This window comes from Legionella sp. MW5194 (genome assembly GCF_016864235.1).
Taxonomy (GTDB): Bacteria; Pseudomonadota; Gammaproteobacteria; order Legionellales; family Legionellaceae; genus Legionella_C.
Genome location: NZ_CP045732.1, coordinates 2,710,298 through 2,724,857, shown reverse-complemented (window position 1 = coordinate 2,724,857; position 14,560 = coordinate 2,710,298). Strand labels below are relative to the sequence as shown.

The following is a 14,560-nucleotide window of genomic DNA, read 5'->3' as shown; positions in this document are numbered from 1 at the left end:
TGTTACTTGCCGCAGGCATGGCTCGATCAACGGATTAATTTAATACTATTAACCATTCCATTATTCAGAGACTCGATGAAAATTCAATTTTTAGGTGCGGTACAAACAGTCACGGGGTCGAAATACCTTATTCAAACCAATCAAATCAATCTATTGGTTGATTGTGGCCTTTTCCAGGGATATAAGGAGTTGCGGTTACGAAATTGGGCCAATCTTCCAATTAACCCTCAAAAAATTGATTATGTGTTATTGACTCATGCTCATATTGACCATAGCGGCTATATTCCCTTGTTAATAAAAAATGGTTTTCGCGGAAAAATTTTGTGCACGGCGGCAACAAAGGATTTATGCCGTATTTTATTGCCAGACAGCGGTCATCTTCAGGAAGAAGATGCACGTTATGCCAATCGCAAGGGCTACTCCAAACATCATCCTGCCTTGCCGCTGTATACCCGGCAGGAAGCAGAAGATTCCTTAAATTATTTTCAGGTTATTTCTTTTGAAGAGCGCATTTCAATCGCTAACAACCTGCAGGCTACCTTTTATTATGGTGGTCACATTCTAGGCGCCTCGTTTATTCGTTTAGAGCAGGGTGATACGTCCATTTTATTTTCAGGCGATCTGGGCCGGGAGGCCGATCCGTTGATGTTTGCACCCAAAGAGCCGTTGACGTCGGACTTTCTTGTTATTGAATCCACTTATGGCAATCGCATCCATGACAAGATGGACCCTTTGATTCAGTTGAAAGAAATCATTAATCGTACTGTAAAACGGGGGGGCTCTATTATTATCCCTTCGTTTGCCGTTGGAAGAACGCAGTCATTACTTTATTATCTTTATGAATTAAAATCTAAAAAGGAAATTCCTGATATTCCCGTGTTTGTTGATAGCCCGATGGCAACCAATGCCACCAAAATTTTTTCTCGTTATGCTGAACAAAATCGATTAACCAAAGAGCAAAACAACGCGGTCTGCGCCATGGCTCATTACATTAACTCCGTCGATGAGTCCATTGCTTTGGATCACCAACAATTCCCGGCAGTTGTGATTTCAGCGAGTGGGATGGCGACAGGCGGTCGCATTCTTCATCACCTACGCCGTTTTGCACCTGACCCTAAACACACCATTTTATTCAGTGGCTTTCAGGTCGGTGGAACGCGTGGCGACAGGATGATTCGCGGGGAGAGAGAAATCAAGATGTTTGGGCAAATGATTCCAATACGAGCTGAAGTAGTACAGATGGACAATATCTCTGCCCATGCCGATTCCATTGAAATGCTCAATTGGTTGGCCCATCTAAAAAAAGCGCCGCGTAAACTATTCATCACCCATGGCGAAAAAGAAGCGTCTCAAGCACTAAAATCTCAAATAGAGCAACGGTTTCACTGGAAATGTGAAATCCCTTCCTATCTGGATTCTGCAACGTTATGCGAGGACAGGTAATGAAAATGCGTGCCATGGTGATGGAAAACAATCATCAGAAATTGATTGATACCCAAATCGAAAAACCGACCCCGAATGCGGAGCAAATTCTAATTAAAATCACCGCCTGTGGTGTATGCAGAACCGATCTGCATGTGGTGGATGGCGAATTGAAGCATCCCAAACGCCCCTTAGTCCCTGGTCATCAAATTGTGGGCGTTATCGAAGCCATGGGTGAAAAGGTTCGCTCGTTTACTGTGGGGCAGCGCATTGGGGTTCCATGGCTAGGGGGTAGTTGCGGTGTTTGTCAATTTTGTTTGACCGGCCGGGAGAATCTCTGCGATGAGGCAAAATTTACAGGATATCAGATTGATGGTGGCTTTGCAGAGTATTGTGTTGCAAATCATCGCTTTTGTTTTCCCCTTCCGAATGGCTATTCGGATGTGCAGGCGGCCCCCTTGTTTTGCGCAGGGCTTATTGGCTATCGCGCCTTATTAAAAACCATGGAAGCCAAACACCTGGGGTTATATGGGTTTGGATCAGCGGCACACATTCTGACCCAGGTGGCATGTAAACAAGGACGTAAAGTGTATGCTTTCACACGTTCCGGTGATACCCAAGCCCAGGAATTTGCCCGTCAATTAGGCGCTACCTGGGCAGGGGATGCGAATCAATCGCCGCCACACCGGTTGGATGCGGCAATTATTTTTGCACCGGTGGGTTCCCTGGTTCCATTGGCATTGCAACAGACGAGGAAAGGTGGAACGGTAGTCTGTGCCGGAATTCACATGAGTGATATTCCTGCTTTTCCGTATGAACTGCTTTGGGGAGAACGTACGCTCTGTTCAGTGGCTAATTTAACTCGAAAAGACGGAGAGGAATTTTTATCATTAGCGCCTACCATACCGGTTAAAACGGAAATTCATACTTACCCTCTCACCAGGGTTAATGAAGCCCTGGATGATCTGCGACAGGGACGATTCACTGGATCGGCAGTGATCCTCATTAATAAGGCAGTGGCTGGTCAATGAAGAGCGAACATTGCACTGGCATTCTATCGAGCGTTCTACACTCTCGCTGGCAAGTCATTATTGCAGTCCTTTCTCTCCTGGCTATCGGTGTCCATTTCACCCTGAGTTTTTTTAATACCAGATTCACTGCTGTTCCCTTGTTATTGTTAATTGTTGTTGGCGGAATACCGTTATTTTTGCAAATTTTTTTGAAATTGCTCAAAGGAAATTGGGGGGCTGATTCCCTGGCTGCCATTGCCTTGATCACAGGCATTACCCTTCAACAATACTTAGCCGCATCGTTTATTATTTTAATGTTAGCCAGTGGCCAGACCCTGGAGCGCTATGCGCGGCATAAAGCATCGGCTGTTTTATTGGCATTGGTCAAACGCATGCCTTCCCTTGCTCACCGCAAAATGAATAATGGAATTGAGGATATTCCAGTGGTTGGCATAACCATCGATGATGAACTGGTTATTTATCCGCATGAAACCTGTCCAGTGGATGGCCTTGTGATTGAGGGCAATGGCTCCATGGATGAATCTTACCTTACCGGTGAACCGTATCAAATTTCCAAGGCCCCTGGCGCCACGGTTTTATCGGGCGCTATTAACGGAGAATCAGCGCTCACCATTAAAGCGACTAAGCGGCCCGTGGATTCAAGGTATGCAGTTATTGTAAAAGTATTAGAAGAGGCAGAACAAAAACGTCCATCCATCCGTCGATTAGGTGATCAGATTGGAGCTGTCTTTGCACCGCTGGCGCTCGTGTTCGCAGCGGCTACCTGGTATTTTACAGAGGATGCCATTCGTTTTCTTTCGGTGCTGGTTATTGCAACACCTTGCCCCTTATTAATTGCAATTCCCATTACAATCATCAGTGCTATTTCGCGAGCGGCGAAACAGGCCATCATTATCAAAAATCCTGTTGTCCTCGAACAATTACCCACCTGTACAACCGCTATTTTTGACAAGACAGGTACACTGACCTATGGAAAACCCACGTTAACCGCAGTGTATACCGTCTCCGATTACACAGACGATCAACTCTTGCAATACGTTGGTAGTCTCGAACGTTATTCCAGGCATCCGCTTGCCAGTGCTGTTATTAAAGCAACACAGGAGCGGCATATTGAGTTGATCGAATCGACCAACGTATCGGAAAAGCCGGGACAGGGTTTGAATGGCATCGTTAATCATCGACGCGTGGAGGTCACGAGCCGAAAAAAATTAGTAGAAAGAATGCCTGAGTGTCAATCCTTACTACCCCCTGTTGCCCCAGGGTTGGAGTGCATTATTTTGTTAGATAATCACTATGCAGCCACATTGCATTTTCATGATGCACCGCGGCCTGAAAGCAAATCATTTATCAGTCATCTGACGCCGGCGCACCAATTTAAAAAAATTATGCTTGTTTCCGGGGATCGGGAATCGGAGGTTAATTACCTCGCGGGGTTAGTTCCTTTCACCGAGGTTTATGCCTCGCAAAGTCCAGAACAAAAATTAGCCATTGTGCGTCGTGAAAGGAAAAAAGCGCCGACTGTGTTCATGGGGGATGGTATCAATGATGCCCCTGCTTTAACCGCAGCCACCGTGGGTATTGCTTTTGGACAGCATAGTCAAGTCACGGCTGAAGCCGCCGGGGCGGTTATTATGGAAAACACATTAAGCAAAGTGGATGAACTGCTCCATTTGAGTATCAGCACGAGGACTATCGCCGCGCAGAGTGCTGTGGGGGGGATGCTTTTAAGTCTCGTTGGGATGGGATTTGCAGCAGCGGGCTTTATAAGCCCGGTCATGGGTGCCATACTTCAAGAGTGCATTGATATTCTTGCGATTGTCAATGCCTTACGCCTGGCGGTTGGCTTTAAAATTAAAATTGATTTACCGGACAGTTAAACACAACAGTCCTTTAACAGGCGCCCGGATTTCATGTGACCCTGGCTCGCCTTGCAAAGATAATCGTAAATTCGGTCAGTAAAGGGAGCCTGGCATTCTGACCTGGAGAGACGCTTTGAAACCTATATTGTTTTCCTTATTTAATGCGTCAGCCATCAATAAGCGATTAACGGACGCCCTCCAAATCGAGGTAGGTGATGTCATGTTACATCGTTTCCCTGATAGCGAATGGTACGTGAAAATTAATTCAAGGATTAACAACCGGGAACTGATTGTGGTCGACAGCTTAAACCAACCGGATGAAAAAATACTGCCGCTATTGTTTTTTGCCAAAACGGCTAAGGAATTAGGGGCAAAAAAAATCGGATTGGTTGCGCCCTACCTTCCCTATTTGCGTCAAGACAAGCGTTTTCAGGAGGGGGAGGGAGTGACCTCGCGTTATTTTGCTGAATGGTTATCCGAATCATTTGACTGGATCATGACCATCGACCCCCATTTGCATCGTTACTCCTCGCTAGATGAACTCTATGACATACCAACCTTTACGCTCCATGCCGCAGCGCCTGTAGCCGCATGGATAAAAAAGCATGTCGATAAGCCAATGATAATCGGCCCGGACATGGAAAGTCAGCAATGGGCTGCTGACATCGCAGAGAAAGGGCATTTCCCTTACCTGATATTGGAAAAAAGCAGACGTGGTGACAACGACGTGGCTATTACAGGGCCAACTACCCCGAGGCTTGAATCCGTTAGTCCCATAGTCGTCGATGACATTATCTCTACGGCAGCAACCATGATGAAGGCCGTTAAGTATTTACGAGATGCTGGTGTGAAGTCAGTGACATGCATCGGTGTGCATGCCCTTTTTGCAGAAAATGCGTATTCCCTGTCAACAGAAATGAAGAATGTTCAAATGGTCACCTGTAATACGATTAGCCATGCAACGAATGGGATTGATGTCAGTGATTTAATTGTGGATGCCTTGGTAAAAAACAAATTAGTCAGGGCATTGAAAAAGTAAACGGAGGACGGGCAATGACGCAGGAGCATCACCACCAGGGACACGATGCTGAGGGCAAAGCGCACACGTGTTGTCACCACGAACAAAAAGCAACCAGGCTGCATGACGCTGGCACCCAACCGGGGTACGCAGTCATCTACACCTGCCCCATGCATCCGGAAATTCGTCAGTCCAGTCCTGGAGTTTGCCCTGTTTGTGGCATGGCATTAGAGCCGGAAACGGTCAGTGTCAACGAAGTAAATCCTGAGTACCTGGACATGACGCGTCGCTTTTGGATAGCGGCCATTTTGACTTTGCCTGTGGTGTTGTTGGCGATGGTTGGCCATGGGTTTAAACCGTTTATTCCTGCCGCAGCGTCCAACTGGATTCAATTGCTGTTGGCTACACCCGTGGTCTTGTGGGGAGGGTGGCCTTTTTTTGAACGGGGTTGGTCCTCTTTGCGAACACGGCAATTGAACATGTTTACTCTCATCAGCATGGGCATTGGGGTGGCCTGGGTTTATAGCGTGGTGGCCACTGTCTGGCCTCAATTATTTCCCCCTGCGTTTCGAGGTCATGGCGGGGTGGTCGCAGTCTATTTTGAAGCCGCCGCCGTCATTACTACGCTTGTACTGTTGGGGCAGGTTCTGGAACTAAAAGCACGGGAGCGAACGGGGAGTGCTATCCGGGCCTTATTGAAACTGGCCCCTGAAAGCGCACACCGGTTGGACGATGAAGGCGGTGAAGAAGAGGTATCACTCGATCAGGTGAAAATCGGTGACAGGCTTCGTGTCCGTCCGGGAGAAAAAATACCCGTGGATGGGGAGGTGTTTAATGGACGAAGCCTTGTGGATGAATCCATGGTCACCGGCGAACCCATTCCTGTTGTTAAGGAGGCTGGATCAAAAGTCATTGGTGCGACAATCAATCAGACCGGCAGTTTTGTCATGAAAGCACTGCACGTGGGCAGCGATACCCTGCTGGCGCGCATCGTGCAGATGGTGAGTGAGGCGCAGCGAAGCCGCGCACCGATTCAACGATTGGCCGATACGGTTTCAGTGTGGTTTGTTCCTGCCGTGATGCTGATTGCAGCACTGTCTTTTATTGTGTGGGCTTTGGTTGGGCCGCAACCCTCGCTTGGTTATGGGTTAATTGCCGCTGTCTCAGTACTGATCATCGCCTGTCCCTGTGCTTTAGGCTTGGCAACGCCGATGTCCATCATGGTGGGGGTTGGCAAAGGGGCGCAAAGCGGCGTATTAATCAAAAATGCCGAAAGCCTCGAACGTATGGAAAAGGTCAATACACTGGTACTTGATAAAACAGGGACGCTGACCGAAGGACGCCCGGAACTAGCGCGCATGGTCACCGATGGCGGATTTGAAGAGGATAAGATATTAGCATTGGCAGCCGCTCTTGAACAGCAAAGTGAACATCCATTGGCCAATGCCATTGTGAAGGCCGCCAGAGAAAAGCGGTTGCCTCTTGCAACGGTGGCAGGCTTTGATGCACCTGCTGGCAAAGGCGTTACTGGTCAGGTGGGCAATCACCGTGTAGCCATAGGAAATGTTAAATTAATGCAGGAGCACGGGAGTGACAATGCTTCCTTGTTTGAAAAAGCGGATGAGCTGCGTGCCCAGGGCGCTTCGGTGATGTTCATGGCAGTGGACAATAACACGGTAGCGCTTTTAGTGGTGGAAGATCCCATCAAGTCGACTACGCCTGAGGCTATTCATGATCTTCAACAACGCGGCATCGACATTGTCATGCTCACCGGGGACAGCAACAAAACGGCCGAGGCAGTAGCCGCTAAACTGGGTATAAAGAAAGTGGTGGCGGAAATTATGCCTGACGAGAAGAGCCGCATCGTCGGTGAGTTGAAAGCCCGAGGCCTCGTGGTTGCCATGGCAGGGGATGGGGTCAATGATGCTCCAGCGCTTGCAAAAGCCGACATCGGTATCGCCATGGGAACCGGTACTGATGTGGCCATCGAGAGTGCGGGCATAACCTTATTACGAGGTGATTTGCGGGGTATTGCGAAGGCGCGTCGTTTATCCGAAGCGACGATGCGTAATATTCGGCAAAATTTGTTCTTTGCTTTTATTTATAACCTGTTAGGTGTGCCATTGGCAGCCGGTATCCTCTATCCCTTAACCGGTTTGCTTTTAAGTCCAATGGTTGCCGCAGCAGCCATGGCCCTTTCTTCTGTCTCCGTGATTGGTAATGCGCTGCGATTACGAGGCATTAAATTATAAATCGCTGGAAGATGGGAAAATGCATTCACTTAAGTTAGCCTGGTGTGGAGGAGGGCAGCCTCCACACCTAGGCTGACTGGTGCTATTGGCTAACTTCGCTGCACGGTGTAAAAACCCGTTGCCGGCTTGGGATAATGCGAGCTTGCCCAGACAAAATCCAAATCAAATTCCAACGCCGCATTCGGCTCAAGTTCACATAAACCGATTTCAGCGTGCGATTCAGCATCGAGATCAACCAGGCAGTTTGAAAGGGCATTGTTTTTACTGATGAGACCAATCACGCCCTGGTTAATTTGAACGTGAATCAGGAGATTGCTTTTTGTACCGTTAACCAATAGCAGCTCCCCTTTTTCCAATGTGATTTCCCAGGCATTGGGGGATGAATTCAGCGTGTCCTCAATTCGGATTAGTTGAGCAGAGGCCAAATGACAAGCCAAAAACAAAGCGATGGATACAGCCGCCTTTAATTTCATATACCCTCCCTGGTATAGTCGTGTGGAATTAAATCATGACCTGATTAATTTACTTAATTGCATCACTAAAGTAAATCAAGCCTCCAAAGGGAGCCACAGCTAAAAATGGCTTATTCAATTTTCATGGTAAAGGATAAATGATGTCTTTTGATAAAATAATCTGTGTAGGAAAAAATTATCTTGCCCATGCCAAAGAGCTGGGAGATGAAGTACCAGAAAAGCCGGTAATTTTTTTAAAACCGCCGAGTGTTCTTAGACAAATTCCTGGTTGGGGGGAGCAAGTCGAGGTTGATTTCCCTCATGAAGACACGGAGGTGCAGCCAGAGTGCGAAATTGTACTTCGTCTCGCTCAGGATGGCTATCAAATGACAGTTGAAGAAGCAAGGAACGCTATTGCGGATGTCACTCTTGGTCTTGACATGACGTTAAGATCTCGCCAAACGCAGCTTAAGAGACAAGGGCATCCATGGACTACATCCAAAGTGTTCAAGGATGCGGCTATTGTTGGTCCCTGGATTCCTTATCAACACTTTAATGACTATCTGAGTGCTGAATTCCAATTACGCCTGGATGGAACCCTCAGGCAATGCGCCAAAGGGACAGACATGATGATGCATCCGCACGATTTACTGGTTTATATCAGCCAATTTTTTCCCTTGAAAGCAGGTGATGTCATTTATACGGGTACCCCTGGTGGAGTGACTTCAATAACAGCAGGCACGACCGCTGAATTATGCTGGAAAAATTATTCCTGCACCGTAAAATGGAAGTAGTTTATAGCAGGTAGCCTGGGATACGGCCTGCGCCCTACCCCCAGGCTAGATCCAGGTTATGATATTCTATCCATCGCTCTGATCTCCTCCCTGAAAATAGATCCACCCTAAACTGGAGAAATCTGGCAAAATATCAACAAGCAAAAAAGGTATAAGCCATCATGAAAAGAAGCAAATTTACAGAAGAACAAATTCTGTTTGGGTTGAAGCAGGCGGAACTGGGAACGAGTGTTTCAGAGGTATGCCGAAAGCTGGGAATAAGCGAGGCGACATTTTACATATGGAAGAAAAAATATGGTGGGCTTGGTGCATCGGAACTCAGGAAACTTCGTCAGCTGGAAGATGAAAACAAGCGTCTTAAGCAGTTGGTTGCTGACCTAAGTCTTGATAAGCAGATGTTGCAGGATGTTCTGTCAAAAAAGCTTTAAAGCCACGGAAAAAGCGAGCGTTGGCATTAGCCCTTCAGGACAGTTACCGGATAAGCATCCGCAGAAGTTGTGACGTTCTAATGTTAAGCCGTAGTGTATATCAGTACCGTTCATGTCGTGGCGAAGATACAGCAGTAAGACACCGTATACGTGAGATAGCCCACACACGGGTACGTTATGGTTATCAACGCATTCATGTTTTATTAAGGCGGGAAGGATGGGTTATTAATCACAAAAAAGTTCACCGCATTTATTGTGAGGAAGGTCTTAATCTTCGCAGAAAGCGTCCGCGCCGTCATGTTGCTGGTGCGCACAGAGAAGAACGATTAATGGCGTCCACTTTAAACGAATGCTGGAGCATGGACTTTGTTTCTGACAATCTGTTTAATGGGAGGAGAATACGGGCTTTAACTATAGTCGATAATTTTAGTCGGGAATGCATGGCTATTCATGTAGGGCCGACTATTCGGGGTGAGGAAGTTGTGAATGTTCTTGAGGAGCTCAGAGTCCTTGATAACAGGCTACCAAAAAGCATCCGGATTGATAATGGCCCTGAGTTTATTTCAAAGATATTAGACAAATGGGCTTATCAGAATAATGTAACTTTGGATTTCTCAAGGCCCGGAAAACCAACAGATAACGCGTTTATTGAGTCATTTAATGGCAGTTTTAGGGATGAATGCCTGAACAGCCACTGGTTTCTTTCTCTGGAAGATGCTAAAAGAAAAATTGAGGAATGGCGTCAAGATTACAACGATTTTCGGCCCCATTCCTCCCTGAACAATTTGACCCCAAATCAGTTTAGGCAGAAAATCTCGGATGTCAATTTTTTCTAGTTTTTGACGGCTCTGTTTTTGGGAGAGGATCACCACCTCCTTGATGAGAGAGATTATTAATCTGCTGTGATCTTTACAATGTATAGTCAAAGTTTGTTTTTTCAACGCCAATGGATACAATTATTTAACTGGAAATCTTTTTTATTTTAGTGGTCTTTAGATAGGTGCCCCATATTATGGGGCTAAAAGGTTGAAAAAATATGCATTGAATTTTCAGATTTGACCAAACAGTAATCATTTATAAAAAGATCCCGAGCAAAAGCCTCAAAATCAAAATAGCAGGTCAAACTATCCGGCATTTGATGGGTATAGCAGTCATTAAATAACTGCCTGGCAAAATCAACTTCTGAATCATAACAACCTTGGTATTGATCCTCCAACATGATTTGTGCATCATCTACCTAGTAATCACAGAGTAGGGCTAATCCTAATTCTCCGTGTTCTTGAATAAATGAAGCATATTCTACAATGTTACTTATTGACTCATACTCATGAATTTTGATGCTGCCGAATCCGGCTCTTTCTCATTTAAGGGGGCACTTTAATCAAGTTAGTTTAAACTAACCCATTGATTTAGCGATCGAAATGGAGATTAAAGTGCCGAAACATGATCTTATCTTAAATTTACCTGGCTTTTCCATAAAAAAAGTACGGGGTTATCAACCTTTGATATTGGAACTTTCTTACAACCGATTACCAAGATGTGGCCATTGTCAAAGTAAAGAAGTGCGCAAGAAAGATTCCTACATTCGTACTGTTCATCACGAACTAGTAGGTCACAGACGCAGTCTCTTACAATTCAAAGCCTATAAGCTTTATTGCAATCGTTGTCATCGTTATGGCAACCAGCAATTTCCTGGTATTAATAAGTATCAACGTTCCACTTGGCGTCTACAAGCCGCTGTTTTTCATAAACATACCTCGGGGATTTCTCAAAGCGAGTTAGCCAGTCTATTTAAGAAGGGTAAGGCAACCATTGAACGATGGTATCAACGCCACTATAAAGAACAAGATAAGGAGCGGACCAATGCATACTGCCCATCCGTTTTAGGAATTGATGAACATTTCTTTAACCGAAAACAAGGATTCGTTACAACACTCTGTAACTTAAGAAAGAATAAAGTATTTGATATCGTCAAAGGGCGAAGTGAAACCGACCTGGCCGCTTACCTCGCTGCTTTACCGGGTAAAGAGCGGGTTAGAGTCGTCTGCATCGATTTAAGCACTACCTATCGTTCCATCGTTAAAAAGCATTTCCCCAACGCCAAAATAGTCGCTGACCGATTCCATGTCATTCGCTTAATGCAACACCAATGCATGATGACTTATAGGGAACTTGCAAGCAACGTCAAAAGCAATCGCGGCATCATGGCGCTCTTAAGAACCAAGCCTGAACGATTAACACCCTTAAAAAAAGCCAAGCGCGATGCTTTCCTGGCAGACAATCCAGCTATTGAAGCCGTCTATCAATTCCAACAACAGTTACACAATATACTCATGAAAAAAATGCTTACCAAGAACCGAGCACGTCAGTTAATCCCTCGCTTTTTGGAAATGCTCGACGAACTGAAGCAAAGCCCCTTTAAACCTCTAGCAGCTCTAGGTAAAACGCTCGATAACTGGAAAGAAGAAGTTGTTTGTATGTGGCGATTTAGTAAATCAAATGGTATCACTGAAGGCTTTCATCGGAAGATGAAACTGATTCAACGTCGTGCTTATGGTTTTAAAAACTTTGAAAATTATAGAACAAGGGTTAGAGTACTATGCTGATGATTGAGTGCCCCCGTAATTGGGAAAGACCCCCGAATCCTTCATAATAATACCAGCTGAGTTGGTTAAAAATGGTGAAGAACGACTGGTTGTTTGTAATGATACAGCCAGATCAGTTGTGAATAGTGAGCGTGGGAAGCATCCAACGCATGTGTTTAGCTTTAAAGGCAGACCTTTAGCCCGGATTTTATCAACGGGTTGGCGAAATGCCAGAGTTAAAGCAGAATTACCACATGTGCGGGTGCATGATTTAAAGCATATCTTTGGCCGTCGGTTACGTGCTGCTGGGGTAAGTTTTGAAGACAGGCAGGATTTGTTAGGACATCGTTCTGGACGAATCACTACGCGCTATTCATCGGCTGAGTTACAGAACCTATTTGAGGCAGCCAATAGAGTTTGTGAGAAGCAAAAGAGTGGGGTGGTTTTGACTTTGCGGAACACAAATTTTAAAACCAGGAAGGTAGCAAATGGTGGTGTAAGTGCAATTTCACTTTAGATTTTGCACACAGCTCCCGAAGAAGTCCCGAAGCGGGTTTCTAGGAGTTTAAGGTATCAAGTGTAACTTGTTGATTTATATGACTTTAATTGGTGGGCCCACTAGGACTTGAACCTAGGACCAACGGATTATGAGTCCGCTGCTCTAACCAACTGAGCTATGGGCCCGCGGGGGAGTGGAAATTGTAAACGCTTCGTGGGAAATACGCTAGAACAATTTCACTTTAACGCGGTTGCCCCCGCGCTTTGGGCGGGGGCGTAAGGCTTAGGCGTCGTCGCCTTCCAGGAAGCTGCGGAGTTTTTCCGAGCGGGAAGGGTGGCGGAGCTTGCGTAGGGCTTTGGCTTCGATTTGGCGGATACGCTCGCGGGTGACGTCGAATTGTTTACCGACTTCTTCCAGGGTGTGGTCGGTGTTCATTTCGATACCGAAACGCATGCGCAGAACCTTGGCTTCACGCGGGGTTAAGGTTTCTAAAATTTCCAGTGTCGCTTCACGTAAGCCGTCGGCGGTGGCTTTTTCGAGCGGGGAGACAATGTTGTTGTCTTCGATGAAATCGCCCAAATGCGAATCTTCATCGTCACCCACCGGCGTTTCCATGGAGATGGGTTCTTTGGCAATTTTTAGAACCTTTCTCACCTTGTCTTCGCTCAAGTCCATTTTGACCGCCAATTCCTCAGGCGTGGCTTCGCGGCCGGTTTCCTGCAAAATCTGGCGGGAAATGCGGTTTAACTTGTTGATGGTCTCAATCATGTGCACCGGAATACGGATGGTGCGTGCCTGGTCGGCAATCGAGCGGGTAATGGCCTGACGAATCCACCAGGTGGCGTAGGTTGAGAACTTGTAACCGCGGCGGTATTCAAATTTATCCACGGCTTTCATCAAACCGATGTTCCCTTCCTGAATTAAATCCAGGAATTGCAAACCGCGGTTGGTGTACTTCTTGGCAATGGAAATCACCAGACGCAGGTTGGCTTCAACCATTTCCTTCTTGGCGCGGCGGGCTTTGGCTTCGCCAATGGACATCTTTTTGTTAATGTCCTTGATTTCACTGATACTAAGACCGTACTCTTCTTCAAACGAAGCCAGTTTGGCTTGCAGGCGTTTAATTTCTTCCGCATTTTCTTCAATACGGGTCATATCGAGTTTTTTGCCTTGTTTGCTGATTAAATCATCCAGCCAGTTCATGTCCGTTTCCTGACCGGGGAAGGTATCAATGAACAGTTTGCGGGGAATGCGTGCTTTCTCGATGCAAAGGCGCATGATCGTGCGCTCAAATTCACGGATGTGATTGCGCAATTGACGGAAATGGCGGGTTAATTTGTCGACCTGACGCGATGTCAATTTCAGCTTCAGAAAAGACTCGGACATGGCTTCCAGGTGCTCAAGGGTTTTGGCATTGGTTCGGCCCTTGGCCCGCAGGCTGTCCATGGCGGTATCATAACAGTTGCGTAAGTCGTCAAAATAGAGCTTTGCCTGTTCCGGATTGGGGCCGTCATCGCCTTCGCCAAGACCGCCTTCGCCGTCTTCGCTTTCTTCATCCAGGTCCACATCCACGGCTTCTTCAAGCATGGCATCCTGTTGGGATTCATCGAGCATCGAGCCAATGCTGGAGGCGGGGGCCTCTTCTTCCAGATCGGCGAAACCACTGATGATTTCACTTAAGCGCATTTCTTCAACCTGGACACGATCATAGTCTTCAAGAACCAGTTGCACGGTTTCAGGGTAATGAGCCAGGGATTTAAGAACCTGATAAATGCCTTCTTCAATGCGTTTGGCAATGCGGATTTCACCCTCGCGGGTCAACAGTTCGACCGTTCCCATTTCGCGCATGTACATGCGGACAGGGTCTGTTGTGCGTCCCGTTTCCTGATCGACCGAGGCAAGAACGGCAGCGGCTTCTTCCACGTCTTCCGGTGCTTCTTCGGTATTACCCAGCAGCGCCAGCTCGTCTTCGCTGGGAGGCAGTTCAAAGACCTTAATATTCATCCCTTCCAGCATGCTGATGATGACATCAAAGTGTTCGGTATCGACAATGTTGGGTAACAAGTCGTTAATCTGGGCATAGGTCAGGTAATTCTGCTCCTTACCCAAGCTGATCACTCTGGTAATTTGCGAGCGCTGTTGTTCTTGATCGTTCATAGGTCTACTTATGCTTGATTTAAGATCTGCAAAAAAGGTTTAAGATTATAAACCCGCCATCAT

Annotated in this window: 10 protein-coding genes, 1 tRNA gene and 2 pseudogenes; 9 read left to right on the top strand and 4 right to left on the bottom strand. The window is 46.5% G+C overall.

The features are described from left to right. Nucleotides 1-75: 75 nt before the first annotated feature. The 5 genes from GH742_RS12520 (at nucleotide 76) to GH742_RS12500 (ending at nucleotide 7,582) form a co-directional block, all read left to right on the top strand. Nucleotides 76-1,443, top strand: coding sequence for an MBL fold metallo-hydrolase RNA specificity domain-containing protein (locus GH742_RS12520; RefSeq protein ID WP_203455243.1), 1,368 nt, complete (start codon nucleotides 76-78; stop codon nucleotides 1,441-1,443). Between the two features lie 5 nt (nucleotides 1,444-1,448). After that, nucleotides 1,449-2,453 (top strand): zinc-dependent alcohol dehydrogenase family protein, encoded by a 1,005-nt coding sequence (locus GH742_RS12515; RefSeq protein ID WP_203456944.1) that lies wholly within the window; start codon nucleotides 1,449-1,451, stop codon nucleotides 2,451-2,453. A gap of 188 nt (nucleotides 2,454-2,641) precedes the next feature. Further along, nucleotides 2,642-4,330: a heavy metal translocating P-type ATPase gene (locus GH742_RS12510; RefSeq protein ID WP_370569486.1), complete on the top strand. Its 1,689-nt coding sequence runs from the start codon at nucleotides 2,642-2,644 to the stop codon at nucleotides 4,328-4,330. A 115-nt stretch (nucleotides 4,331-4,445) separates the two neighbouring features. Next, nucleotides 4,446-5,351, top strand: coding sequence for a ribose-phosphate pyrophosphokinase (locus GH742_RS12505; protein WP_203455241.1), 906 nt, complete (start codon nucleotides 4,446-4,448; stop codon nucleotides 5,349-5,351). A gap of 14 nt (nucleotides 5,352-5,365) precedes the next feature. Further along, complete coding sequence (locus GH742_RS12500; protein ID WP_203455240.1) at nucleotides 5,366-7,582, top strand: copper-translocating P-type ATPase; 2,217 nt, start codon at nucleotides 5,366-5,368, stop codon at nucleotides 7,580-7,582. 89 nt (nucleotides 7,583-7,671) lie between these two features. On the opposite strand, the gene GH742_RS12495 is transcribed toward GH742_RS12500, so the two are convergent. Further along, nucleotides 7,672-8,055 (bottom strand): hypothetical protein, encoded by a 384-nt coding sequence (locus tag GH742_RS12495; RefSeq protein WP_203455239.1) that lies wholly within the window; start codon nucleotides 8,053-8,055, stop codon nucleotides 7,672-7,674. Between the two features lie 137 nt (nucleotides 8,056-8,192). On the opposite strand from GH742_RS12495, the gene GH742_RS12490 reads away from it, so the two are divergent. Together GH742_RS12490 and GH742_RS12485 are read left to right on the top strand one after the other, a co-directional pair. Beyond that, entirely contained in the window at nucleotides 8,193-8,828 is a 636-nt protein-coding gene (locus GH742_RS12490) for a fumarylacetoacetate hydrolase family protein (protein ID WP_203455238.1), read from the top strand. A 161-nt stretch (nucleotides 8,829-8,989) separates the two neighbouring features. Continuing rightward, a protein-coding gene (locus GH742_RS12485) for an IS3 family transposase (protein WP_203454544.1) occupies nucleotides 8,990-10,092 on the top strand; the annotation gives its coding sequence in 2 pieces (ribosomal slippage) (nucleotides 8,990-9,242 and nucleotides 9,242-10,092; 1,104 coding nt in all). A 182-nt stretch (nucleotides 10,093-10,274) separates the two neighbouring features. Here GH742_RS12485 and GH742_RS12480 read toward each other — a convergent pair. Further along, nucleotides 10,275-10,607: pseudogene (locus tag GH742_RS12480) on the bottom strand (antirestriction protein ArdA); the annotation flags it as partial. Nucleotides 10,608-10,689: 82 nt separating this feature from the next. Between GH742_RS12480 and GH742_RS12475 the strand changes: the two are divergent. Further along, nucleotides 10,690-11,862 carry an ISL3 family transposase gene (locus GH742_RS12475; RefSeq protein WP_203456831.1) on the top strand — a complete coding sequence of 391 codons (1,173 nt, stop codon included), beginning with the start codon at nucleotides 10,690-10,692 and terminating at the stop codon, nucleotides 11,860-11,862. A gap of 46 nt (nucleotides 11,863-11,908) precedes the next feature. Further along, nucleotides 11,909-12,358: pseudogene (locus GH742_RS12470) on the top strand (tyrosine-type recombinase/integrase); the annotation flags it as partial. Between the two features lie 90 nt (nucleotides 12,359-12,448). On the opposite strand, the gene GH742_RS12465 reads toward GH742_RS12470, so the two are convergent. Continuing rightward, nucleotides 12,449-12,525: transfer RNA gene (locus GH742_RS12465), tRNA-Ile, on the bottom strand. A gap of 97 nt (nucleotides 12,526-12,622) precedes the next feature. After that, nucleotides 12,623-14,497: an RNA polymerase sigma factor RpoD gene (rpoD, locus tag GH742_RS12460; RefSeq protein WP_203455237.1), complete on the bottom strand. Its 1,875-nt coding sequence runs from the start codon at nucleotides 14,495-14,497 to the stop codon at nucleotides 12,623-12,625. Between the last annotated feature and the right edge of the window lie 63 nt (nucleotides 14,498-14,560).